The organism is Neobacillus sp. S1115 (genome assembly GCF_055385565.1).
In genome coordinates this window covers 4,274,792-4,299,808 of sequence record NZ_AP038275.1, presented here as the reverse complement: position 1 = coordinate 4,299,808, position 25,017 = coordinate 4,274,792, and the positions used below count along the sequence as shown (strand labels likewise).

Here is a 25,017-nt window from a genome sequence, read left to right as displayed (position 1 = left end):
ACATTACATAAAGATATAGTGATTTTGGTTCATGCTGTATTTTGTCAAAGTGAAATTTACATATGTTTTAAGGGGGATTGATGGATGAAGGGGCCTAATGAAAATAGAAAGGCTATTTTGGATGAATTCCTTGGTCCAAATTTAGGTTATGTCATTGACCAATTTGAAAGGTATAAAGAGGACCCAACGGCAATTGAACCGGAAATGAGAATGTTTTTTGAAGAAATGAATGATGAGGAATTTTCCTCCTTCGTATCTATTAAGCCTGATATTCATGAGGGTAAACCGTTACAAACAGAAAAAATATATGCTGCCATAAAACTTGCTGAAAATATCCGAACATTTGGCCATTTGGCTGCCAATATTTATCCATTGGGAAATTATACACCTGATATTTCTCATCTGGACCTCAATAGCTATGGCTTGACAGAAGAAGATTTAAGGAGTCTTCCCGGGCAGATTATTTCAGAAAATGGACCGGTATCGGGCCAAACTGCATTTCATGCATATATGAAACTAAAAGAAGTGTATACAAAATCGATTGCATATGAATTCGATCATGTCCATGATGTTGCGGAAAGAAACTGGCTAATCGAAAGGATTGAAAATGGAAGGCTCCAGTCCCCGCTTCCAAAAGAAAAACGAATAGAAATATTAAAAAGGCTAACTGAAGTGGAAGAATTCGAGAAATTCCTTCATAAAACTTTCGTAGGACAGAAGCGATTTTCCATTGAAGGACTGGACGTAATGGTTCCCTTAATCGATGAAATAATCGCCGAGACCGTTCGGGATGGAGCTGAATTTATTAATATTGGAATGGCCCACCGCGGCAGATTAAATGTACTTGCCCATGTTCTAGGCAAACCATATGAGATGATTTTCGCGGAATTTCAACATGCACCAAATAAGGAACTTGTTCCTTCTGAAGGGTCAGTTGGGATTAACTTCGGCTGGACCGGTGATGTTAAATACCACCTCGGGTTAAACCGGCAGCTTGCAGGTGAAAATGCAGTAAGGGCAAAAATTACATTGGCTAATAATCCTAGTCACTTGGAATATGTTGGTGCTGTGGTAGAAGGGTTCACGAGAGCAGCACAGGATGATAGAAGCGCATCGGGATATCCAACTGAAGATTATAAGGCTGCTCTGGCCATTCTAATTCATGGCGATGCTGCATTTCCTGGTGAAGGGATTGTGGCTGAAACCTTAAACTTAAGCAGTTTAAGAGGTTATCGTACCGGCGGAACGATTCATATTATCTCCAACAATATGATCGGATTCACAACTGAATCCCATGACTCACGTTCAACAAGGTATGCAAGTGATTTGGCAAAGGGGTTTGAGATTCCAATCATTCATGTTAATGCCGATGACCCGGATGCCTGCATCGCCGCCGCTGTTTTAGCTGCCGAATACAGGTCGGAGTTTAAAAAGGATTTCTTGATTGATTTAATTGGTTATCGTCGTTTTGGTCATAACGAGATGGATGAGCCGATGACAACCAGCCCGCAAATGTATACCATTGTTCAAAAGCATCCTACCGTGAAGGAACTTTACGGGAAGAAACTTGGCAATGAAGGGCTTGTAACGGATGAGGACATAGCAAAAATTCAAAAGGATATTCATGAACGGCTTGTTAAGGCAAATGATAAGGTGTCTAGAATTAAGCATGATGAAGAAATTACGATACCGGAACCGCCATTATTTAATATAGAGAGAGCAACATATGAAACAAAGGTGCCGCTTGAAACTTTGAAAAAAATGAACGAAGAGCTGCTGCAGTGGCCGCAGGATTTTAAAGTGTTTAATAAACTTGAAAAGATTTTAAAAAGAAGAATAGAAGCATTTGATGAAACAGGGAAAGTCGATTGGGCTTTAGCAGAGTCACTTGCTTTTGCCTCTATTTTGGCAGATGGGGTCCCAATCCGCATATCAGGACAAGACACTGAACGCGGAACCTTTGCTCAAAGAAATCTAGTCCTGCATGATTATCAATCAGGTAGGATGTTTCTTCCTCTTCATCAATTATCAATGGCAAAGGCTTCCTTCGCCGTATATAACAGTCCATTAACTGAGGCAGCGGTGGTTGGCTTTGAGTATGGCTATAATGTCTTTTCACCGGAGACTTTAGTGATTTGGGAGGCCCAATATGGGGATTTTGCTAATGCGGCACAGGTTATGTTTGATCAGTTTATCGCGGCCGGGAGGGCAAAATGGGGACAGAAATCTGGATTGGTTCTCCTTCTTCCACATGGATATGAAGGCCAAGGACCGGAGCATTCTAGTGCGAGGCTGGAGCGATATTTACAGTCTGCTTCCGAAAAAAACTGGGCAGTTGTCAATCTAACCACAGCAGCACAGTATTTCCATCTTTTACGCCGTCAAGCTGCTATGCTCGGTAAGGAAGAAGTAAGGCCCCTTGTGGTCATGTCTCCAAAAAGCTTATTAAGGAATCCGGTAGTATCGTCGTCCGGCTATGATTTAAGTGAAGGGGAATTTAGACCGGTCATCGAGCACTTTACACACTCCAGGGATCATCAAAAGGTCGAGCGGATTGTTATGTGTTCGGGAAAAATAGCCATTGACATCGCCGAGCAGACCAAGGATCCAAGCGGATTTGACTGGCTTCAGGTGATTAGGCTGGAGGAAATCTATCCGTTTCCGACAATGGACTTGAAAAATATTTTTGCAAAATACCCGAATATAAATGAAGTGCTTTGGGTTCAGGAAGAGCCTAAAAATATGGGTGCCTGGACGTTCGTAGAACCACGGATTAATGAACTAATCCCTGCTGGAGTCAGGGTTGAATTTATTGGCCGCAGGCGCCGGTCAAGCCCTGCTGAAGGCGAACCAAACGTTCATAAATTAATCCAATCAAAAATTCTTGGTGCTGCACTTTCAAGGGCTGAAGAAGGAGGATCTAGCCATGGCTGAAATTAAAGTCCCAGAGTTAGCCGAATCAATCACAGAAGGATCAATTGCTAAGTGGCTAAAAAACACAGGGGAACATGTTGAGAAGGGTGAATATTTAGTTGAGTTGGAAACGGATAAAGTCAATATCGAAATCATATCCGATTTTTCCGGCACACTGACAGAACAGAAATTTTCTGAAGGAGACACCGTACGCGTCGGAGAAACGATCGCTGTGGTTGAAGAGGGCGTGGGGCAAGCCGCTCCTGCTGCTGTCTCAGAACAGGCTCCACAGCTACCAGCTGCAGTCCCAACAGAGGTTCCGCCTGCACCGCCGAATAATACAGGTTCGGTTGAGACGGCTGGAATACAGCAGGATAGAAAAGAGGAATCAGGAAAGCGCCCAATCGCTTCGCCTGCTGCCCGTAAACTAGCAAGGGAGAAAGGTATCAATTTACAAGAAATTCCGTCATCCGACCCATTAGGAAGATTAAGAAAACAAGATGTCTCATCATTTCAGCCTGGTATGAACCCGGCTGGGCCGTCAGTTCCTAAAAGGGAAGCATCAGTGGAACCGATGAAAGTTGAAAATCCGGCAAAACCAGTTATCAATGAGAGAATGTCCAGACGCCGCCAGACTATTGCAAAGCGGTTGCTCGAGGTAAAGCAATCAACCGCCATGTTAACAACTTTTAATGAAATTGACATGACAGCGGTAATGGACCTACGAAAACGCCGGAAGGATAAATTTTTCGAAGAGCATGATGTTCGGCTGGGCTTTATGTCCTTCTTCACAAAAGCTGTAGTTGCTGCATTGAAAAAATACCCTTATTTAAATGCCGAAATTCAAGGCGACCAAATTTTAGTTAAAAAGTTTTATGATATTGGCATTGCTGTAGCGGCGGAAGAAGGTCTAGTCGTACCGGTTGTTAGAGATGCCGACCGAAAATCATTCGCTGAAATTGAAAGTGATATTATGCAGCTTGCTGAAAAAGCAAGAGCAAATAAATTATCATTAAAGGACTTACAAGGAGGCACCTTTACGATCACGAACGGCGGGGTTTTCGGGTCATTACTTTCAACGCCAATTTTAAACGGGCCTCAGGTAGGGATTCTTGGCATGCACACAATCCAGCTTCGCCCTGTGGCGGTTGACAAGGACAAAATGGAGAATCGCCCGATGATGTATGTTGCCCTTTCTTATGATCACCGAATTGTCGATGGCAAAGAGGCTGTAAGCTTTTTAAGTACAATTAAGAAACTCCTTGAGGACCCTGAAACGTTACTGCTTGAAGGATAAATGTCAAAATAAATTAGGAAAACCGCTGATAATCGGATCAGCGGTTTTTAATGTCTAGCGATTTTTTAATGGCCTTAATCCACGTCGTTCAATTTCATCTTTAAGAATTTTTATCCATTCCTTTTCCTTACCAGACTTCAATGCATCCCGATACGAAAGAATTAGCTGTTCATTACTCATAATCTTCAATTAAGAATGCCCTCCTCGGAAAGTGGATTGAATATTCAGTTTTTACTATTGTAATGGTTTACAATTGATTTGAGAACCCTAACTGATAAAATTTTCACAAATTTGTCATTCTTAATTACGGGCTATGTTTACTATAATTGGAAATATTATATTTGAAAAATATTGAATATTCGCAAAAATATGTTAACATACATTTTGTAAGCGTTTTACTTAATTGGATTGTAAAGTGTTTTAGGGGGTTGTAAGGATGTCGGAATTATTAACTGTAACAGTTGGAGAGCTGTTAGAAGAAAAAGCAAAATTACACCCAGAGCATGAAGCAGTCGTGTATTCAGACCGGAATCTGAGATGGACCTACAGCAGGTTCAACCAAGTTTGCCGGACCGCTGCAAAAGGCTTAATGAAGCTTGGAATCGAAAAGGGAGAGCATCTTGCAGCATGGTCGACAAACACTCCTGAGTGGCTGATTACCCAATTTGCTACAGGAAAGATGGGGGCAGTACTGGTTACGGTAAACACAAACTATCGAACAGCAGAATTGGAATATCTTTTAAAACAATCAGACTCCACTACGATTATTTTAATGGATAAAATGAAGGATTCTTCCTATGTCGATATGCTTTACGAAATTGCACCTGAATTAAAAACTTCAGAACCGGGTAGGTTGAAAAGCAGCAAGCTGCCATTCCTTAAGAATGTCATCGTATTAGGGGAGAAGAGATACCCAGGTACCTTTTCATGGGAAGATATTATTCGCTTAGGTGAATTGGTTTCAGATCAAGAACTGAATAACAGGATGAACTCACTTGAACCCGATGATGTCATTAACATGCAGTATACTTCCGGGACAACAGGTTTCCCCAAGGGTGTTATGCTGACCCATAATAATATTGTCAATAATGCCTTAAATATTGCAAATTGCATGAAGCTGACCGTTCAAGACCGCCTTTGCATACCAGTTCCATTTTTTCACTGCTTCGGATGTGTTCTTGGTACAATGGCTTGCATGACTGTAGGAGCTACCATGGTACCGGTACAGGAATTCAGCCCGAAAAAGGTACTTCAGACGGTTCAAGATGAAAAATGCACGGGACTTCACGGTGTTCCGACCATGTTTATCGCGGAAATGAATGATCCTGAGTTTGAAAAGTATAACCTGTCGTCCTTAAGAACCGGGATCATGGCTGGATCAAATTGTCCAATTGAAGTCATGAAAGCCGTTATCGAAAGGATGGGGGCCACGGAAATTACGATTGCCTATGGACAAACAGAGTCCTCACCGGTCATTACCCAGACGCGGACAGATGACCCTATTGAATTACGGGTGGAAACAGTCGGAAAAGCTCTGCCAAATGTCGAAGTGAAAATTGTTGAACCGGGAACGAGTAGGGAAGTGCCGCGTAGTATTCAGGGGGAGCTTTGCACCAGAGGTTACCATGTCATGAGAGGCTACTACAAAAATATTGAGGCAACGACAGAAGCGATTGACCAAGAGGGCTGGCTGCATACAGGAGACTTGGCGGTCATGGATGAAAACGGCTACTGCAAAATTACCGGCCGATTGAAGGATATGATAATAAGAGGCGGAGAAAATATCTATCCCCGTGAAATTGAAGAATTTTTATATACAAATCCCAAAATTTTAGATGTCCAGGTGGTAGGAATCCCTGATGAAGTGTATGGGGAAGAGGTAATGGCCTGGATCATATTAAAAGAAGGGGAGTCGGCGGATGCTGAGGAGTTCAGGGAATTCTGCAAAGGAAAAATCTCGAAACATAAAATCCCGCGGTATATAGAATTTACAGACGCTTATCCAATGACAGCCTCCGGAAAAATACAAAAATACAGGTTAAGGGAGAAGGCAAAAAAAGTAGTGAAAAGATAATATTTTCAATGTTGTTGCACGATACCGGCCCTTTTGATTATACTTAAACTTGGACAATTGAGGAAAAAGGGCGGTGAAAGCATGATTCATCTGACATGGCGTGAACGCGAAACAGTTAAGAAAGTTAAATGTGTGCATACAAACGCTGAAAAATATATGGTAAAAAACATGTTGACTGTTGGAAAAGTGTACGATGTAAAAAATGAAACGGAAGAATTCTATTACATTATTGACAACTCCGGCAAGGTTGGCGGATTTTATAAGGATTATTTTCAAGACGCATAAAAAATGCCTGGCACTTTAAGCCAGGCATTTTTCTATTTTGCATCCGGGAATACACGTCGGATGGTATCTGTAAATTCGTCAAAAAAACCGGAAACTGGCCGACCTTTCCGGACGTCTCTTTCAAAACGATTCATTCGTTCATAAAAATCTGGATTAACGGAAACATAGACGTTATCAATATCTGGATCCACTAATTTAACTGTTCTAGAAATTGTATCTTTGACATTGGCTGTAAGTCCATTTCGTGCCGTACGGTTCAGTTTTGCGGCAACATAAGCATTATGATTCAAGGCGATAATATTGGCGTGATTTACCTCAGGCAGGTCCGATACCTTGCGGGCTGCTTCCTCGGCAAAACGCATCTTGGAACCCGTAGTACTTTGCACATTTGCCCCACGGATATCTTGTTTGTTAATATTTCTATCCAATTCTTGATCGCTGACATCAACACCTGAAATGGCCGGCCCGCCGTGATTTGGAATATTATATTTTACTTTGGCAGGGTTTATCTCATTGCGAACAGCTGTATCGTCATTCGCATCATTACGCGCGCAGCCAATTAAGCAGAGAGTAAACATGATGGCAGCAGTAAAGAAAAGTCTCAATTTCATTTTTTGCACTCCTTTTTTAAGTTGTACAAAAATAGGTTTCCAAACATGAAAATAAACTATCCACTGAAATAATAAAAGGCTTTTCAACAAGTCTGTTGATTGGCGCTCCAGTCACTTCGCTTTCCGCGGGCGTGACGGGGAGCCTCCTCGTCGCGTCGCTCCTGCGGGGTCTCCCCTGCCCCGTACTCCCGCAGGAGTCTTCGTGCCTTCCGCGCCAATCAACAGGTGTATTCAATAAAGTCCTTCAACTTAAATAAAATAAGTGGTGAAATAGTCGGGAAAAATGCTTTATAAATATTGAAAGGAAAAAATTGAGCGAAGTTCGAAGACTCAAAAGAACTGCATGGGCTTCGCAACTGCCGGTTACGGGGATTGAATAATGGAAGAGAACAGGCTCTCTTTACTAATGGTTGTAAAATATAGGAAAGATTGTAACGCATTATCAAGTCTTGAAAATGTGTGTTGCAATACTTAGGTTGGTTTGTCTCCCTGTTGATTGGAGCGGAGGGCATTCGACTCCTGCGGGATATAGAGGTCACTGGAGACCCCGCAGGCGCCCAAAGCGCCGAGGAGGCTCCAGGACCTCCCCGCGGAAAGCGAATGCCCGGAGCGGAAATCAACAGGCCAATTAGCAGGGACAAACAATAAAAGTTTGTTATTTAGGTTTAGACACAATAAAAAATTGCCGAGAAAGTACCTTTCTCGACAATCTAGGAAGTATCTGCAACGTTGCTTCTTTTAATTAATGAATAGGTTATTTTGCCTGCGCTTCTACAGGTTTTTTGGCGTAGAGCTTTTGACTAATCAATGTTTGAACAGTCAGGAACGTTCCCCCAACAACCCAGTAAAGCGGCAGAGCGGCAGGTGCACTGAAAGAGAACATGACAATCATAAGTGGGGACATTAACCCCATAAATTTCATTTGTTGACGCTGCTGTTCTGGCATGGTTGATTGAGAAACTCTAAATTGGAAATAATAAATAACCCCTGCAATGATAGTGATAACGATATCAGGATGCCCCAAACTAAACCATAAAAATTTATGAGAAGCAATTTCTTGGGAGCCGCGAATTGCATAGTAAAAGCCTGTTAAAATCGGCATCTGAATAAGAATTGGAAGGCAGCCCATATTTAATGGGTTAACACCATGCTTTTGATATAGACCCATCATTTCAGCTTGCAGTTCTTGTTTTTTCTTTGCATCCTTTTCGGCCTTCATCTTCTTTTGAATTGCATCCATCTCAGGCTTTAAGGCATCCATTTTTTCTTTCATATGCATTTGATTTTTATATTGTCTTAGCATTAATGGCATTAACACAAGCCTGATGATCAAAGTTACGAAAATAATTGCTAGTCCATAGTTTCCGCCAAAAACTTCTGCGAAAAAGTGAATAATTTTTGCAAATGGTTCAACAAAGTACGTATGGAAGAAACCATCATTTTTCCCGCTTTGCTGGGAAGAGCATGCAGATAATAGTAATACAGAAAAAGATAGAATAATTAATAGTAACGATGATTTATGTTTTTTCATATTTCCTCCTAAAGGTATGATTTAGTATAAAGTAGAGAATAAGAAGGAAATTGGCTTTTCAGAATCATCGTCCCGGAAACACGCTTTTCTTCGGATAAATTTAACGATTCTTATTAAAATAATACTAATCGTTAAACTGCTTTTTTTCTTATAAAAAAACAGCGGGTGAATAATTTTTGAGCCATATGGGTTCGAAAGCGAACCAATTGATGAGGAGTCTACACCCAAAGCCCACAAATTTTTTAAAACCAGTCCTAAATAAAGACTCATATAAAGGGCTGTTAAGGTATTAATATCCGAATGATCGATTAATAATTGAAACAAACATTTCACCTCGCATCAGGTAACCAATGATATGAGTATATAAGAGAATAGCCAAATAATCAATTATTGTTGTGATGTTAATGTTTGGATCTAAATGTTCATAAAAAGTAAAGAACACTTACTCCCGGAAGGAGTTAGTGTTCTTTAGGTTTTGCCAATGTGCAGTTAACATCGAATAGGCAAAATCAACCTTCTCTTCGCTTGGCGGTTCCACATCCTTTAAAGGGTATTCGTGGCCGAGCGCTTCCCATTTATATACGCCCAGTTTGTGGTAAGGAAGAATTTCAATTTTTCGAACGTTTTCAAGTGTACCTATGAATTCGCCAAGATTCTTCAAGTCTTCCGGTTCATCAGTTACAGATGGAACTAAAACGTGCCGAACCCAAATCGGGACATTTCGGTCTGACAAAAACTTGGCAAACTCGAGAATATGGTCATTGGCCATACCGGTCAACTGGATATGTTTTTTCCTGTTTATATGTTTCAAATCAAGCAATATTAGATCGGTGTAAAGTAACAGTTCTTCAAGTTGTTCGATGAACAGCTTGGAATGGGAAAAGCAGCCCCCGGAGGAATCGATGGTTGTATGGATTCCTTTCTTTTTACATTCCTTAAATAATTCAATGAGAAAGGGAACTTGCAGGAGGGGTTCACCTCCGCTGACGGTAATGCCGCCTCCTGAGGCTTGGATAAATGGGAGGTACGATTCCAAGTCATCTATGATTTCGGAAACTGTCATTTCCTTTCCGGTGCCGATTTCCCAAGTATCTGCATTATGACAAAATTGGCAGCGCAGCAGACAGCCTTGTGTAAAAATGACATAGCGGATTCCTGGCCCATCTACAGTTCCTAATGTTTCAATAGAATGAATGTTTCCGTTCATGATGATTCTCCTCTCATTAAAAGCAGAGGCTGAAGGGGACAGCCTCTATTTTTTTACAACGATTCATGGAAGGTGCGATTGATTACATCAAGCTGCTGTTCTTTTGTTAGCTTAATAAAGTTAACTGCATATCCGGATACGCGGATTGTTAGTTGCGGATAAAGCTCCGGATGCTCCATGGCATCTAAAAGTGTTTCCCTGTTAAAGACGTTTATATTTAAATGATGACCTGCTTTAATGGCATAACCATCTAAAATGGAAACTAGGTTGCAAATTTGACTTTCTTCTTCCTTACCTAATGCTTTCGGAACGATGGAGAACGTATTGGAAATACCATCCATTGCATAGCTGTATGGAAGCTTGGCAACAGAGGAAAGTGATGCTAATGTCCCTTTTGTATCCCGTCCGTGCATTGGGTTTGCTCCTGGTGCAAATGGTTCGCCTGCGCGGCGGCCATCTGGTGTATTACCTGTTTTCTTACCATAAACCACGTTAGAAGTGATGGTTAATATTGATAAAGTATGAACAGAGTTGCGATAGGTTTGATGCTTACGCAGCTTTTTCATAAAGCTTTCTACAATTCCAACGGCAATGCTATCTACACGGTCATCATTGTTTCCGTATTTAGGGAAATCGCCGCTTATTTCAAAATCAACAGCAAGGCCGTTTTCATCGCGAATCACTTTCACCTTGCCGTATTTTATCGCGCTGAGCGAGTCGGCAACTACACTTAAACCAGCTATACCAGTTGCCATCGTCCGAATAATCTGCGTATCATGCAGAGCCATCTCGATTCTCTCATAGCTATATTTGTCATGCATATAGTGAATGACATTCAACGTATTAATGTATAGGCCGGCGAGCCATTCCATCATTTGATCGAACTTCTGCATGACCTCATCGAAATCCAAAATATCTGAAGAAATCGGCCGATACTCTGGTCCTACCTGTTTTTTTAATTTTTCATCGACACCGCCGTTGATCGCATATAGAAGTGCTTTTGCCAAGTTGGCACGGGCACCGAAGAACTGCATTTGCTTGCCGATTTCCATGGCGGATACACAGCAGGCAATCCCGTAATCATCACCATATTCAAGGCGCATGATATCATCATTTTCATATTGAATAGAGCTAGTTTTAATGGACATTTTCGCACAATACTTCTTGAAATTTTCAGGAAGCAGTATGGACCATAGTACTGTTAAGTTTGGCTCTGGAGCAGGACCAAGATTATCAAGGGTATGCAGGAACCGGAAAGAGTTTTTTGTAACAAGCGGGCGGCCGTCGATAGCCATACCGCCAATAGACTCTGTTACCCAAGTAGGGTCACCGCTGAATAATTCATTGTAATCCGGTGTACGCGCAAATTTGACGAGACGGAGCTTCATCACGAAATGGTCAACTAGTTCTTGAGCTTCTTCCTCTGATAAGGTGCCCTTTTGTAAGTCTCTTTCGATATAAATATCAAGGAAGGTGGAGACACGGCCAAGGCTCATCGCTGCGCCGTTTTGTTCTTTAATGGCTGCTAAATAGGCAAAGTATAACCATTGGAAGGCCTCGGCGGCATTCTTTGCTGGTCCGGAAATATCGAACCCATAGCTTGCGGCCAGTTCTTTAAGTTCCTTCAAGGCCCGGTATTGCTCAGAAAGCTCTTCGCGCAGCCGGATATTATCTTCAGTCATTACTTTGCTAGTGCTATTGAAATCTTTTTGTTTTTCTTTCATTAAGAAATCGACACCATATAAAGCAACACGGCGGTAATCCCCGATAATTCGGCCGCGCCCGTACGCATCCGGCAGACCGGTAATAATCCCTGCTTTTCTGGCTAAAATCATTTCACTCGTATAAGCATCGAAAACACCTTGGTTATGTGTCTTTCGGAATTCGGTAAAAATTCTTTCAATCTCTGGATTTAATTTGTAGCCATATGCTTCACAAGCCTGTTTAGCCATACGAATTCCGCCGAAGGGCTGAAGAGAGCGGTTAAATGGCTTATCTGTCTGCACGCCGACCACTTTTTCAAGATCTTCATCCAAGTAGCCTGGGCCATGGGAAGTGATGGTTGATACGGTCTCCGTATCCATTTCTAGGACTCCGCCATTTTCTCTTTCCTGTTTCGTCAATTCCATTACTTGCTGCCATAGATTATTTGTCGAATCTGTAGCACCGGCTAAAAAGCGGTCATCACCTTCATATGGAGAGTAGTTTTTTAGAATAAAGTCACGTACGTTAACTTCTTTTGTCCAAGTCCCTTTTGTAAAAGCCTTCCATGCTTCCATGTTTTTTCACCTCTAAATGAAATAAAAATTTATATAACAGATTGACTATTATCTCTACGCTTAAAGTATAACAGGTTAACAATCTGGAATAAGGGATAAATGTTAAGATATTGTGAAATGAAGAATTTGTTGGGGATTTTCATGGAGAATTTGAACGAATTATGAACAAGTTGATAAACTGTTTCATTTTATTTATATAACAAACACCGCCTGTTATATAAGAAGGATTCAACAATAACAGCACCTAAATAGTGATTACTAGTGAACAGCATAAAAAAACAGGAGAAAAATGCTCCTGTTTTAATCTACGATAATATCAGCAATCATTGGACCATTATGGGCACGATTGGAATGAACTTCGCAAATTAAGCGGTAGGTACCTTCCTTGGAAAATTGAAGTGGAACGATTGTTTCTTCCCCTTTTTTTACAGTCCCCTTGATATTTGTACCTTCAATATAGAACGGATGTTCTTCTCCGTTAATGCCGGTTATATACAATTTAACCTTTTCTCCTTTTTCTATAATGATTTGACTCGGGTCCCAACGATAGGCCTCAATATCTTTCCCGTTTTTCATTTTGGATTTGTATTCAACTGTCACCATATGGATTTCTCGTATTTTCCCATCTGCCTTCTGATTAAAGACCGCGGCATCCCCAGCTTTTAATAGAAACCAAGATGAAATTGCAGCAAGCATAATACCTACAGCTAAAACGAATAGAAGTGTTTCTTTTTTTAATATTAAAAATTTCACAAGCATAACCCCCTCTAATATTTGTCCTAGTTTATTCATATGCCGGTTAGGTGGGAAAACTTGTCTACTTTTTTTCCTGAATTTTCGAATTGCCTCTGACCAAATGGTTGAATGTTCGATAAAATGTCTACACTTGTAATAAGTCACCTCAAGAAAGTAAGAAATTGCTTTGTATTTCTTTCATAAACGTTTATAGTAAAATCAGGGATGATATGAATACTAGGTGATTATTTTGAAGGGTTATCAGAAGGATAAAATTTTTAAGATTGTAAAATTTTTATTCCCATTGCTTTTATTGATTTTTGCAATATTTGAAATAAAAAAGTTTGTGGGAAATTTAGATGTTCATTTGCTAGAAAACGAATTAAATCAACTCAATTTTTTGACGCTGCTGCTTATCATTGGCATTACCTTTTCGGCTGTATTACCGATGCTTTTGTATGATGTGATTTTAGTTCGGATTTTAGGGGCAAAGGTCCCAAAAAAAGAATTGTTAGAGCAATCGTTTATTGCCAATTCCTTTTCTAATTTAATTGGATTCGGCGGGTTAATCGGGGCAGCGTTAAGAACGTACTTTTTTCACAAACTTGAACAGGATAAGCGGAGATTACTTAGTGTTATAGCAACAGTTTCCCTATTTTATTTGGCAGGCATCTCATTGTTATCGTGGGCAGCGGCACTATGGTTCCGGAAGTTTCCTCTATTTGTCGATACCAAATGGCTTTATTTTGCCGTGTTGGGTGTCGCCCTTTATCTACCGGTCTTTTTAATGATACATAGAATGAACGCTAAAAAGGGCAAGCAATCTTTGATTACGGTAAAAGAGGGAACTAAGCTCATAGGAGTCTCCTTTGTTGAATGGATCGCTGTCTTTTTTGCTATTTATCTATTGACCAGAATTCTGGGCATCTCAATCCGAATCGAAGATCTTTTTCCTGTCTATATTGCCGCTGTTTGTGCCGGAATCATCAGTATGATACCGGGCGGTCTTGGCTCATTTGATTTAGTTTTTATTTGGGGGATGCAGGAATTTCATATGGCCGAGGAAAAAGTCCTCGTTCTCCTTCTTTTGTATAGGGTAGGCTATTACTTACTGCCGTTTATCGTGAGCCTCATTTTTTTTGTGAAGCTTTATTGGGAAAGATGGAACCAGTCGTGGAATAATTTACCTAACGCGATATTAGAGGTATTTAGCCACGTCATTTTGACTATGCTAGTGTTTTTATCAGGGCTTATCCTGCTTTTATCTGCAAGTGTGCCGGGGATTATGTCGAGGCTTAAAATTGCCCAGGAACTGTTATCGTTTCCGATTATTAATGTTTCCCATCAACTCTCTGTTGCTGCTGGATTTTTGCTGTTAGGATTATCGCGAGGCATTGAATATAGAGTGAAACGGACATATGAATTAACAATGGCAGCCTTAATTCTTGCAGCACTGTTTTCCATTTTTAAAGGGATTGATTATGAAGAAGCCATCTTCTTAATTATTGTCGCCATCCTACTTAGAGTTTCGAAAGGGCAGTTCTATCGGGAAAGCTATGTATTAACCTGGGGAAGAACAATCTTTGATATTGCTTTAATTGTAATCATTACATCGATGTATATCATCATTGGCTATTTAAATTTACCGGATGCCAAATTGGCACTGCCTGCAAAATTATTGCCATATGTCATTATCGATTATCACGATTTATTTATGAGTGCGGGAATTGGGTTGTTTATTGCTGTTTCAATCCTTGCCATTGGCTATCTGAACAGCTTATCGAAAAAATGGAAATTTGAATCATCGTTGACACAAGAACAGGAAATCGTTCAGCATTTACATAAATATCAGGGGAAAGTCTTGTCCCATCTGATTTTCTTGCACGATAAATATATTTTCTGGAACAAAAAAAGAAATGTCATGATTTCATTTCAAAGATATGCGGATAAACTGGTGATCCTTGGTGATCCAATTGGTGAACTAAATGATCTATCCTCCGCCATTGAAGAATTTCAGGAAATTGCCGACCTGTATGGATTTTCGCTTGTATTCTATCAGGTTAGTGAAGAAATGCTTCCATACCTTTATAACCATGGATTTGCCTTTTTTAAATTGGGGGAAGAGGCCTTTGTGAAATTGCGGGAATTTTCATTGGCTGGAAGCAAAATGAAAGGATTACGGGCCATTAAAAACAAATTTACCAGTGAAAATTTTCGTTACGAGTTGGTAAATCCGCCTCATTCCAGTGAACTTTTAAAGGAACTGCGTGAAGTGTCAAATGATTGGCTACAGGGAAGCAAAGAAAAGGGATATTCGCTGGGATTCTTTGATGAAGCTTACCTAAATAAGGCTCCTATTGCACTTGTAAAGGATCGTAATAGTAGAATTATTGGCTTCATGAGCATGATGTATGTTTATGATGATAACCAGACTATTTCAGTGGATTTAATGAGATTCCGTCCGGATGTAGAATCAGGTAGCGTGGATTTTCTGTTTCTCTCCTTAATGGATTGGGCGAAGGAACAGGGGTACCGGCGATTTAATATGGGTATGGCCCCATTGGCGAATGTTGGCCTTTCCAGGTTTTCTTTTTTAAGTGAGAAAATTGCGGCGCAGATTTTCCTGCACGGTCATTTTTTCTATCATTTTCAAGGCTTAAGAAAATTCAAAGAAAAATATACAAATATTTGGGAACCGAAATATTTAGCCTATCGGAAAAAATCTTCTCTTCCGTTTATTATGGCACAAATTACCCTGTTGATTTCGAAGAAAAGGGCATAGATAATGAAAAGTGGTTGGGACAATGAGTCTGCCGCTTTTTTTTTATATAAATTTCCAAAAAGGACTCTTCATATCTATAAATATTTGGTAAAATCAATTAGGTAATTAGTCATGGATAGGGTGTTGTCATTGAGTAAATGGATTTTAATTCTTATAACAGTCTTGTTCTTATTTTTAAACCAAATTCCCGTCTTTGCAGAAGGGACTGGCGACCTGCCATTAAAAAGTGAATCAGCGGTGCTTTTGGATACTGAAACGAATGCTGTTCTCTACGGGAAAAATGCGGACGAAGAAATGTATCCTGCCAGCGTTACGAAAATCGCTACAGCTATTTATGCCATTGAAAAAGGGAACTTAGACAGTATTGCGACAGTCAGTGCCAATGCTGTCAGACAAGATGGTACAAGGGTCTACTTAGTGGAAGGGGAACAAGTACCGCTAAAAAAACTAATTCAAGGGATGCTGATCAATTCAGGGAATGACGCCGCAGTGGCGATTGCGGAACATATTGACGGCAGTGTTGACCTTTTTACGGAACATATAAATGAATATTTAAAAACAGTTATTGGGGTTAAAAATACGCACTTTACAAATCCAAGCGGCCTTCACGATGACAATCATTATACAACTGCAATGGATTTGGCTTTGATTACGAACTATGCCATGAAGAATCCTCAATTTGCCGAGATTTTTGGAACAAAAAGATTACATTGGGAGGGCCAGTCCTGGAATACTGACCTAATCACTCATCATCTTATGCTAAAAGGCGAACTTCCATACGCGGGAATAACCGGGGGGAAAACAGGATATACCACAGTATCGAAACAAACTTTGGCCACCACTGCGGATAATGGGAATTTAAAATTAACGGCGATTGTCCTAAAATCAGACCAAAAAAGAGACAAATATGATGATACAGCCATCCTGTTTGATTATGGATTTAATGAATATGTCCATTCTACCCTAAAACATGGGGAAGTTTATAAGAGCGGCGAACAGGAATTTCTTTTGGATAGGGATCTCCTTGTAACGGAGGATAAAAGTGGAATTGTAAAAAAAGTCGACAGTACCGGCCGGTTATCTATTGAAAATCCAAATGGTCAGGTTCTTCAGGTGGCTCAGTTAAAACAAAAGGAAGAACCAAAACCTGTAAAAACTTCTTTAAAATCAAGTAAATCCACTAATAAGCAGGAATATACAGCATCATACTTTTGGATTTTTATAGTTGCGGCTGCTGCCGTTTTGATAGGTGCCGGGAAAAAAATAACAGGTAAAATGTAGACGAATAAAGAAAGCCATGAAATGCTTCAGTTTCATGGCTTTCTTTGTGTTAAATTGGTTGTCAATAGCATTAAAAAAGAGATGAAGATCATTGAAATGACTAACAGCCAAGCTAATTTCATATTGCCTGTTTCCATTGCAACATATACAGCAGTGGGAGCCGTCTGGGTTTTCCCAGGGATATTGCCGGCAAACATGAGCGTGGCGCCAAATTCCCCCAATGCTCTAGCAAAGCTAAGTATGAATCCGGAAACAATCGATTTTACTGATAGTGGGAGAGTTACTTGTAAAAAAACATTAAAATTACTTGCCCCGTCCATCTTCGCAGCCTCTTCGATATCCTTGTCCACGGCTTGAAATCCAGTTTTTACAGATTGGTACATTAACGGAAATGCAACAATAGTGGAGGCAATAATCGCTGCCAGTGGTGTAAAAATGATGGAGCGGTCGAAAAGGGTTTCGATAAAAGCACCTGCCGGACTATTTTTTCCAAAAAAGAAAATTAATAAAAAGCCAATAACGGTAGGCGGCAAAACAATAGGCAGCAGCATAAGGGTCTCTATGATCATTTTTCCTTTAAAATATTTATCAGCAAATAACCTGCCGAATAAAATACCAAAGATTAGTGCCAGTAGGGCAGAAATTGTGGCCACTTTCAGTGACAATAAAATTGGGGGCCAAAATTCATTAAGCATAGTAGATAAAATACTTCCTCTCGAACGGCTGATTATTCCCTCATTATAGCGAAAGCTTCCAATTCATAAAAGATATAAAACAAAAAAACTGCCAAATTGCAGTTTTTATAGATCATCTTTGTCTTTGGCCAATAGCTGCTGGGCGCCTGAATCGAAGGAGCTCGGGGAATCAATTTGATCTCTGTCATCGACAAAGCTCCTATTCCCAAAGAAATCACTCTTATCACCAAAATTTTGGCCGTAGCCTTGATTTTTCTTGTCGGAATTATGCCACTCAGCCAGCAGGTTTTGGCCAATATTTACGGCAGAAGCATTTTCAAAGGAATTAATTTTAATCATAAATATATTTATATTAATATATGGAACGGGAGTGGGCATGTCATCTCCTCCTTATAATTGCTTTTAAATATATGCAATTCCTTAATGTTTATGAGGAAATTAAGGATTAAAATAACTTTCACTTAAGTATGATGAAGTAAGGCTTTGTTTTTTGCTTCCCTAGATTAGGGGAGAGGGGGTGCGGATTGATGGATATGGAAAAGTTGAAACAATGGCTAGAGATGGCGAAAAATATGCAGGGTGGGGATTTCTGGAACAATATCTTTGACCAAGAGTTTGCCCAACAATTTATGAATGAAACGCCTTTTAAGACACCTAATGCACATTCAAACCGGCAGCAGCCCGGCACCGATCTGAAAAGCGAAAGAACGTTCCCTGCAATTGATTTAATGGAAGGGGAAGAGGAGGTAATAGTAGTTATCGAGCTCCCTGGTGTCTTAAAAGAAAACATAGAATTAGGGCTTAATGGCAATATTCTCACCGTCAAAGGAAGAGCGCTGCCCATTTATCCACATTTGAAATATACTTATTCGGAAAGGTTTTACGGTGAATTCAATCGGCAGATTACCTTACCTGATACCGTAAATCCGCAGGATATCAGCGCTAAATTCTGGAATGGCTTATTAATAGTCAGTTATCAAAGATTCGTACAAAAGGGCGAAATTATCCCAATTGAATAACAGGTTTTTATGAAAATAGGACTTGATAAGCAGTGTTTTCCATATAAATGAAGTAAGGTTAAAAATAAGGGAGCGTTTTAGGCCAATGTCAATAAAAAATTTATTCCTTATTTTCCGCAAAAATGATTATGATAAAGAACTCCGAAAAAAAATAACTTCCTTAGAGAGAAATATAGAAGAATTGGAACAAACGCTGCGGGACTTAAAGGCACAAAACAAGCCTGATGAAACCGTGAAAACAAAGGATCCCCCTATAATAATCGAAAAAATAAATATCGAAAAAATTATTTTGGATAAATATGAATTGAATAATAACTTCGGACAGCTTGGGATTAAAGAATTGAAAGGAAAATTAAACATAGGTGCCACATACGGCAGTGAATTTACACCAAATTTCACCGGAGATGAAGACGATAAAGTAACCGAAGCTAAAGAGGAAAGAAGCAAGAAGCAAGAAAAACCGAATGGACCCAAGGTAAATATTAAACCAAAAGACCATTAAAAAAAGACTAAAGAGGAGTCCTTTAGTCTTTGTGTTAACATTATTGAAGTCTGCTTTCAACCGCTTGGCATACTTCATCAGCAGACAAACCGTTTGCATCAATTACCGGTGCTTTCGTAACGGTATCAGCCATTCCCATAACGTTCGAATCAAGGCCGGTAACGACACAGCAATCACAATTTTGGGCGTCAGACTCCTGTTTGAGTTCGACAACATCATATCCTTTTGCACGTAGAGCATCTTGAACATTTGTAAGAGATTGTTCTACTCCAACCCTTGCCATACAAACACCTCCTCAATCATTATGTTGCCTAAGTTTGACAGAAATATTCCGAATAACAGGGGATAATCTTTCAAAAGCTAAAATGGGAGGTGTACTATGGGCAAACGCAGTAAAAAGAAAGCCGACCCTTCAACTATAGGGTTGGCTTCACCAGAAGTAGAAGGACAGGGAACGACCACAACAGAAACTGGCTCTAGAATGCAGCCATCTTCAAGGAAAAAGCAGAAACAAATGTAATAATGAAATAAGAGGCTGCCATTTGACAGCCTCTTATTTGTCTAGCTCCAGCGCCCAGCGGCTATTGCTAAACGGGCGCTTCCACTTTTCTAATTATTTATACATCTCTGCTACTTGTTTTTGTATATCAGTATTCTCTAGGTATTCATCATAAGACATTTGCTTATCGACCAATCCAGCAGGTGTTAGTTCAAAAATGCGGTTAGCAATCGTTTGGATAAACTGATGGTCATGGGAAGCAAACAGCATGGAGCCCTTAAAATTAATTAAGCCATTGTTTAGAGCGGTAATAGACTCCAAATCCAAGTGGTTGGTTGGCTCATCCAAGAGCAGGACATTTGCTCCGCTAAGCATCATTTTGGACAGCATACAGCGGACTTTTTCTCCTCCAGAAAGGACGCTTGATTTCTTTAAAACTTCTTCACCGGAAAATAGCATTCTTCCTAAAAATCCACGTAGGAAGCTTTCACTGTCATCTTTTGGTGAAAACTGACGAAGCCAATCAACAAGATTTAAGTCGTTATTCTCAAAGTATTCCGAGTTATCCTTCGGAAAGTAGGCTTGAGATGTGGTGATTCCCCATTTAAAGGTACCGCTGTCAGCTTCCATTTCACCCATTAATATTTTAAAAAGTGTTGTTTTGGCTGTTTCATTTGTTCCGACGAGGGCGATTTTGTCTCCCTTGTTCATGATAAAGCTAATGTTATCAAGTACCTTCACGCCATCGATTGTTTTCGTCAGCCCTTCTACTCTTAACAAATCATTACCAATTTCCCTATCTGGGGTAAAGCCCACATATGGATATCGTCTTGAAGATGGTCTAATATCATCAAGGGTAATTTTGTCCAATAGCTTTTTCCGTGAAGTTGCCTGCTTGGATTTTGAAGCATTCGCACTAAAACGGGCAATAAAGCTTTGCAACTCTTTAATTTTTTCTTCTTTCTTCTTATTGGCGTCCTGCGCCATTTTTGAAGCTAATTGACTGGATTCATACCAGAAGTCGTAGTTGCCGACATAGATTTGGATTTTGCCAAAGTCTAAATCCGCAATATGGGTACAAACCTTATTTAAGAAGTGACGGTCATGGGATACAACAATCACTGTATTTTCAAAATTGATCAGGAATTCTTCAAGCCATTGGATGGCCTTAATATCCAGATGGTTGGTTGGCTCGTCTAAAAGTAATACATCAGGCTGGCCAAATAGGGCCTGTGCAAGAAGGACTTTTACCTTTTCAGCACCAGTTAATTCGGCCAACTTTTTATAATGAAGCTCTTCGCCAATTCCCAGACCTTTTAACAGGATGGCCGCTTCAGATTCAGCTTCCCAGCCGTTTAATTCGGCAAATTCACCCTCGAGTTCAGCAGCTTTCATGCCGTCCTCATCCGTAAAGTTTTCTTTCATATAAATGGCGTCTTTTTCCTGCATTACCTGATAAAGTCTGGTGTGACCCATGATAACCGTTTTTAAAACTTCATGTTCCTCATATTCAAAGTGGTTCTGCTTTAAAACAGCCATCCGCTCGTTCGGTCCTAGTTGGACTGTACCCGTCTGCGCTTCTATTTCTCCAGCGAGTATTTTTATAAAGGTAGATTTTCCGGCACCGTTCGCCCCGATGAGACCGTAGCAATTGCCGGGAGTAAATTTAATATTCACATCTTCAAAAAGCTTTCGGTCTCCGTATCTCAAACTTACATTACTTACAGTAATCATTCTTGCATCCTCCAAAAAAACATATTGCTTTGTATTATACCATTAATAAGGGAAAAGAGCGAATTTCACAAAAAAATCTTCGGTGGAAATTGCATCATTTTTTTGAGTTTTGTGGGGGAGTCATGTAGTAAAAAGAAAAATTTTCTAAAAAAAATTTTTTGTTTTCACACTTTATTCATATTTTTGTTGTAAAATTATCGTAAGAAGCAGTTAAAAGAAGGTGAATTGTGTGGCCAAAAAACAGCTCGCAGAACTCGTAAATAAGCTTAAAAAAGCTGGTATCAAAGCGAGTTTAACGAAACCAAAGTCCAATTATCATTTATCTTTGCAGCAATTAAAAAAATATCCTTCATCTGTTGTTAAATAATATATGTAGTGAAAAGCGATTAATCCTAAGGACTAACCGCTTTTTTTATACTAATTAATTTTATTCATTATTTTATTTTTAACTTCTTCGCGATTAAAACCATCGCCCATCGGAAATTTCGCAACAAATTTATTGTTTTCGTCAATTAAGTAAGTAAATGTGGTGTGGACAAATTGTCCGTTTCCAGGGTCTTTATATTGGAATTGCAATGCCTCACCAATCTCCCTGATCTTTTTCTGATCATTTTTAATATTTTGTTTATCCCCGGTTAGGAATACCCAGTCTTTGCTATTTTCAATTCCAAACCCCTTCATATAATTGGACAATACTTCTGGAGTATCACGATAGGGGTCAATCGTAATCGTAATGAATTCGATATCCTTGCCGAATACCCCGCTTTTTTCTAAATCCTTTTTCAAAGCGGCCATCTTTTGTGTCGTGGTCGGGCAGACATCAGGACAGTGTGTGTAAATGAATTCAATGAGCTTTAATTTTGTTTGATCCTTGCCGAATGTATATTGATCACCATTTTGATTGATTAATGTAACATTGCCTGGAATTTTGGTGTTTGCATCCCGAATAAGAAAATAGGAAATGCCGGCAGCAATACCGATAAAAATGGCTAAACTGCAAATAAGGTAGATTTTTTTCATCACGATTCCCTCCTAACATTAAGATAAAGAAGTTTTCACAAAAATGATATGGATATTTTGTGAACAAAAAATAGGCTGTGATAATATTGACAATTCATGCCAAATGTAATAATCTGATGTTGAAATTAAGTTTTCTTAATAAAAGGAGTATGTTTTATGTTAGGTGTCGTTCTTAACTAATCCAACTAATTGGATATTTTCATTCCGGCCGCCTTCTTGTTTTTTTTGATAACAAGAAAGGGTTATTTGAGTATGGGCAAGGAATGAGGTTAAGAACAATGGGCAGCCATAAGCATACATTTTATAACCAATGTAGCTGTGTACACTCGTGTAGACAGTTTTTATTTTGGTTTATTTTGTTGTAATTTTCATTTGCCGCAATGACATTGTTCATTGCGGCTATTTTTATTTTGGGAGGAATATAAGTTGAATCAGCATACCTTTAATGTATTGGAATTTAAACAAATAAAAGAAACTATTGCAGGCTTTGCCATGACAAAGGAAGGAAAAGCGAAAATTGCGGGCCTGACACCTTCTTCTATTAAGAAGCAAATTGAGGCTTGGCTTGATGAGGTTACGGAAGCCGTCGAGATTCTGAAAAAAAGTGCCAGTGTTCCTGTCCATGGACTTGATGGGATGGAACAGATGCTTTCCAACTTAAATAAAGGAGTGGTCTTCCGTCCGGACCAGTTAATGAAGCTGTACGATTTCTTGGATAGCTGTGGAAAGATGAGAAGATATATGAAGGATAAGGAATATTTTGCACCAAGAGTAGCGTCTTATGTCCATGTAATTGAAGAACTGCCGGAGCTTGCCAATGAAATTAACCGTTGTATCCATAATGGCAGAGTGGACGATTATGCCAGCAAGGAGTTATTAAAAATTAGGAAGCAAATGGCCATTCAGGAGGAGCGCCTGAAGGAAAAAACCATGCAGCTGGTAAGGTCAAATAAATATAAGCCATATTTACAGGAACAGGTTGTCAGTCAGCGAAATGGAAGATTTGTGATACCGATAAAAAAGGAGTATCGGACCAAAATTATAGGGACAGTCTTGGATACATCGGCATCAGGAGCAACATTGTTTATTGAACCTGAGGATATCGCTATATTCCAAGATCAACTTAGCTGGCTTATGGCCGATGAAGAGACCGAGGTACAAAAAGTTCTCAGTTGTCTAACTGGATTGGTGGAGCAATATGAAACGCAAATTCGGCTGGCAGTCGAAACAATGGTTCACTATGATTTTTTGTTTGCAAAAGCAAAGTATTCCCGTTCCATTCATGGCTCCAAGGTGAGAATGAATGACACTGGTGATATGGAACTAATTGAGGCAAAGCATCCGTTGTTAGGTGAAAAAGCTGTACCATTGACTTTTAGTATGGGGGATAATAAACGAGCCTTAATTATTACGGGTCCGAATACGGGCGGGAAAACGGTTACCATTAAGACGGTTGGGCTGCTCACATTAATGGCCCAATGCGGACTTCATATACCTGCAGATGAAAAGAGTAATATTAGTATTTTTCAAGCCATTTTAGTTGATATTGGGGACGGTCAGAGTATTGCCGAAAATTTAAGTACGTTCAGTTCCAGAATCGTTAATATCATTGAAATCTTAAAGAATGCAAAAAATCGCACATTAACTTTAATAGATGAACTTGGTTCCGGCACTGATCCGGGTGAGGGAATGGGTCTGGCAACAGCCATTCTTGAAACTCTTTACGAAAAGGGGGCCGTGATTTTGGCCACCACCCATTATAGTGAAATAAAAGATCTTGCCGAACAGCATCCAGGATTTATAAATGGGTCAATGGAGTTTGATCTTAAGAGCTTAAGTCCAACCTACCGTTTAATGATAGGGATAGGGGGCGAAAGCCAGGCCTTTGAGATTGCTTTGCAGTTGGGAATCCACCCGAAAATTATTGAAAAAGCGCATAGCGTAACGTATAAAGAAGAAAAAACCTATGTTTCTCCTGTTTCGGACGATTGGAAGCTTAAGGATATGGAAAAACAGGTTATCATCAACAAACACCAAGACAAAAAGCCGGCTGTAAAACCTGTCCAACAAGTGCCTTTATACCAGCAGGGGGACAATGTAAAAATCACACCGGGAAATGAATTTGGGATTGTTTATAAAGGACCAGATCAGCAAGGAAATTATATTGTCCAGATAAAGGGTGAAAAAGTATCGGTTAACCATAAAAGGATGAAGCTATATATTGCCGCAAATGAATTGTATCCCGACGACTATGATTTCGATATTATCTTTCAAACGAAAGAAAATCGCAAAAAAAGCAAGATTCTTTCAAAAAGACATGATGACGAAATTATAATTGAACATTCAGAATAACGATAATCCTTAAAACCTCGAAGAGGCTGTCTAAAAGGTACCCCTATTAGACAGCCTCTATTATTATTTTTTATTCTGTAAATATTGTTTAGCCAGCATCAGCTTTACTTCGTTATAGCTTAGACCTGACTGGCTGTTTAGACGTTTTACCTCTTCAATATCTGTTCCAACAATCGAATAACGCTTCTGATTTGAGTTCAT

The 25,017-nt window shown here is 39.7% G+C and carries 24 protein-coding genes; 11 read left to right on the top strand and 13 right to left on the bottom strand.

Features of this window, described 5'->3' with window-relative positions; translation table 11 throughout:
- The first annotated feature begins 84 nt into the window (after positions 1 to 84).
- Both ACZ5B7_RS20815 and odhB read left to right on the top strand, forming a co-directional pair.
- Positions 85 to 2,934, top strand: a complete 2,850-nt coding sequence (locus tag ACZ5B7_RS20815; protein WP_464490856.1) for a 2-oxoglutarate dehydrogenase E1 component — start codon at positions 85 to 87, stop codon at positions 2,932 to 2,934.
- Positions 2,927 to 4,210 (top strand): 2-oxoglutarate dehydrogenase complex dihydrolipoyllysine-residue succinyltransferase, encoded by a 1,284-nt coding sequence (gene odhB / locus ACZ5B7_RS20810; RefSeq protein WP_464490855.1) that lies wholly within the window; start codon positions 2,927 to 2,929, stop codon positions 4,208 to 4,210. Before ACZ5B7_RS20815 ends, odhB begins: the two co-directional genes overlap by 8 nt.
- A 54-nt stretch (positions 4,211 to 4,264) precedes the next feature.
- On the opposite strand, the gene sda is transcribed toward odhB, so the two are convergent.
- Entirely contained in the window at positions 4,265 to 4,390 is a 126-nt protein-coding gene (gene sda / locus ACZ5B7_RS20805; RefSeq protein ID WP_378583628.1) for a sporulation histidine kinase inhibitor Sda, read from the bottom strand.
- Positions 4,391 to 4,646: 256 nt separating this feature from the next.
- Here sda and ACZ5B7_RS20800 point away from each other — a divergent pair, with 256 nt between their 5' ends.
- Complete coding sequence (locus ACZ5B7_RS20800) at positions 4,647 to 6,284, top strand: AMP-binding protein (protein WP_464490854.1); 1,638 nt, start codon at positions 4,647 to 4,649, stop codon at positions 6,282 to 6,284.
- A gap of 81 nt (positions 6,285 to 6,365) precedes the next feature.
- Positions 6,366 to 6,569 (top strand): DUF6501 family protein, encoded by a 204-nt coding sequence (locus tag ACZ5B7_RS20795; RefSeq protein ID WP_213145171.1) that lies wholly within the window; start codon positions 6,366 to 6,368, stop codon positions 6,567 to 6,569.
- 32 nt (positions 6,570 to 6,601) lie between these two features.
- Here ACZ5B7_RS20795 and ACZ5B7_RS20790 read toward each other — a convergent pair whose 3' ends face one another.
- The 6 genes from ACZ5B7_RS20790 to ACZ5B7_RS20765 all read right to left on the bottom strand — a co-directional run bounded on the left by ACZ5B7_RS20790 (position 6,602) and on the right by ACZ5B7_RS20765 (position 12,950).
- Positions 6,602 to 7,180, bottom strand: a complete 579-nt coding sequence (locus ACZ5B7_RS20790) for a YhcN/YlaJ family sporulation lipoprotein (RefSeq protein ID WP_464490853.1) — start codon at positions 7,178 to 7,180, stop codon at positions 6,602 to 6,604.
- Positions 7,181 to 7,934: 754 nt separating this feature from the next.
- Complete coding sequence (gene yidC, locus ACZ5B7_RS20785) at positions 7,935 to 8,711, bottom strand: membrane protein insertase YidC (protein WP_464490852.1); 777 nt, start codon at positions 8,709 to 8,711, stop codon at positions 7,935 to 7,937.
- 21 nt (positions 8,712 to 8,732) lie between these two features.
- The gene (locus ACZ5B7_RS20780; protein WP_241113951.1) at positions 8,733 to 9,035 is read right to left on the bottom strand and encodes a hypothetical protein; all 303 of its coding nucleotides are present in this window, start codon (positions 9,033 to 9,035) and stop codon (positions 8,733 to 8,735) included.
- A 118-nt stretch (positions 9,036 to 9,153) separates the two neighbouring features.
- A complete protein-coding gene (gene pflA, locus ACZ5B7_RS20775; protein WP_464490851.1) occupies positions 9,154 to 9,918 on the bottom strand; it encodes a pyruvate formate-lyase-activating protein in 765 nt (254 codons plus the stop codon).
- 53 nt (positions 9,919 to 9,971) lie between these two features.
- A complete protein-coding gene (pflB, locus tag ACZ5B7_RS20770) occupies positions 9,972 to 12,197 on the bottom strand; it encodes a formate C-acetyltransferase (RefSeq protein ID WP_464490850.1) in 2,226 nt (741 codons plus the stop codon).
- Between the two features lie 300 nt (positions 12,198 to 12,497).
- Positions 12,498 to 12,950 (bottom strand): cupredoxin domain-containing protein, encoded by a 453-nt coding sequence (locus tag ACZ5B7_RS20765; protein ID WP_213145176.1) that lies wholly within the window; start codon positions 12,948 to 12,950, stop codon positions 12,498 to 12,500.
- Between the two features lie 223 nt (positions 12,951 to 13,173).
- On the opposite strand from ACZ5B7_RS20765, the gene mprF reads away from it, so the two are divergent.
- Both mprF and ACZ5B7_RS20755 read left to right on the top strand, forming a co-directional pair.
- Positions 13,174 to 15,714 (top strand): bifunctional lysylphosphatidylglycerol flippase/synthetase MprF, encoded by a 2,541-nt coding sequence (mprF, locus tag ACZ5B7_RS20760; RefSeq protein ID WP_464490849.1) that lies wholly within the window; start codon positions 13,174 to 13,176, stop codon positions 15,712 to 15,714.
- A 120-nt stretch (positions 15,715 to 15,834) separates the two neighbouring features.
- Positions 15,835 to 16,995, top strand: coding sequence for a D-alanyl-D-alanine carboxypeptidase family protein (locus ACZ5B7_RS20755; RefSeq protein ID WP_464494538.1), 1,161 nt, complete (start codon positions 15,835 to 15,837; stop codon positions 16,993 to 16,995).
- A gap of 32 nt (positions 16,996 to 17,027) precedes the next feature.
- Here ACZ5B7_RS20755 and modB read toward each other — a convergent pair whose 3' ends face one another.
- Together modB and ACZ5B7_RS20745 are read right to left on the bottom strand one after the other, a co-directional pair.
- The gene (gene modB / locus ACZ5B7_RS20750; RefSeq protein ID WP_464490848.1) at positions 17,028 to 17,690 is read right to left on the bottom strand and encodes a molybdate ABC transporter permease subunit; all 663 of its coding nucleotides are present in this window, start codon (positions 17,688 to 17,690) and stop codon (positions 17,028 to 17,030) included.
- Between the two features lie 105 nt (positions 17,691 to 17,795).
- Entirely contained in the window at positions 17,796 to 18,068 is a 273-nt protein-coding gene (locus ACZ5B7_RS20745; RefSeq protein WP_213145180.1) for a hypothetical protein, read from the bottom strand.
- A 149-nt stretch (positions 18,069 to 18,217) separates the two neighbouring features.
- Between ACZ5B7_RS20745 and ACZ5B7_RS20740 the strand changes: the two genes are divergently transcribed.
- Positions 18,218 to 18,709 carry an Hsp20/alpha crystallin family protein gene (locus ACZ5B7_RS20740; RefSeq protein ID WP_464490847.1) on the top strand — a complete coding sequence of 164 codons (492 nt, stop codon included), beginning with the start codon at positions 18,218 to 18,220 and terminating at the stop codon, positions 18,707 to 18,709.
- Between the two features lie 85 nt (positions 18,710 to 18,794).
- Complete coding sequence (locus ACZ5B7_RS20735) at positions 18,795 to 19,211, top strand: hypothetical protein (RefSeq protein WP_464490846.1); 417 nt, start codon at positions 18,795 to 18,797, stop codon at positions 19,209 to 19,211.
- 40 nt (positions 19,212 to 19,251) lie between these two features.
- Here the strand turns inward: ACZ5B7_RS20735 and ACZ5B7_RS20730 are convergent, their stop codons facing one another.
- Positions 19,252 to 19,494, bottom strand: coding sequence for a YkuS family protein (locus ACZ5B7_RS20730; protein WP_213145182.1), 243 nt, complete (start codon positions 19,492 to 19,494; stop codon positions 19,252 to 19,254).
- A gap of 96 nt (positions 19,495 to 19,590) precedes the next feature.
- On the opposite strand from ACZ5B7_RS20730, the gene ACZ5B7_RS20725 reads away from it, so the two are divergent.
- Positions 19,591 to 19,731: a YuzL family protein gene (locus tag ACZ5B7_RS20725; RefSeq protein ID WP_213120545.1), complete on the top strand. Its 141-nt coding sequence runs from the start codon at positions 19,591 to 19,593 to the stop codon at positions 19,729 to 19,731.
- Between the two features lie 93 nt (positions 19,732 to 19,824).
- Here ACZ5B7_RS20725 and ACZ5B7_RS20720 read toward each other — a convergent pair whose 3' ends face one another.
- Positions 19,825 to 21,444 (bottom strand): ABC-F family ATP-binding cassette domain-containing protein, encoded by a 1,620-nt coding sequence (locus ACZ5B7_RS20720; protein ID WP_423798806.1) that lies wholly within the window; start codon positions 21,442 to 21,444, stop codon positions 19,825 to 19,827.
- 229 nt (positions 21,445 to 21,673) lie between these two features.
- Between ACZ5B7_RS20720 and ACZ5B7_RS20715 the strand changes: the two genes are divergently transcribed.
- Complete coding sequence (locus ACZ5B7_RS20715; RefSeq protein ID WP_213145184.1) at positions 21,674 to 21,811, top strand: hypothetical protein; 138 nt, start codon at positions 21,674 to 21,676, stop codon at positions 21,809 to 21,811.
- 50 nt (positions 21,812 to 21,861) lie between these two features.
- Here the strand turns inward: ACZ5B7_RS20715 and ACZ5B7_RS20710 are convergent, their stop codons facing one another.
- Positions 21,862 to 22,464 carry an SCO family protein gene (locus ACZ5B7_RS20710; RefSeq protein ID WP_464490845.1) on the bottom strand — a complete coding sequence of 201 codons (603 nt, stop codon included), beginning with the start codon at positions 22,462 to 22,464 and terminating at the stop codon, positions 21,862 to 21,864.
- Positions 22,465 to 22,890: 426 nt separating this feature from the next.
- On the opposite strand from ACZ5B7_RS20710, the gene ACZ5B7_RS20705 reads away from it, so the two are divergent.
- On the top strand, positions 22,891 to 24,816 hold the full coding sequence (locus ACZ5B7_RS20705) for an endonuclease MutS2 (protein ID WP_464490844.1): 1,926 nt from the start codon (positions 22,891 to 22,893) through the stop codon (positions 24,814 to 24,816).
- Positions 24,817 to 24,879: 63 nt separating this feature from the next.
- Here ACZ5B7_RS20705 and ACZ5B7_RS20700 read toward each other — a convergent pair whose 3' ends face one another.
- Positions 24,880 to 25,017, bottom strand: coding sequence for a hypothetical protein (locus ACZ5B7_RS20700; protein WP_423798803.1), 138 nt, complete (start codon positions 25,015 to 25,017; stop codon positions 24,880 to 24,882).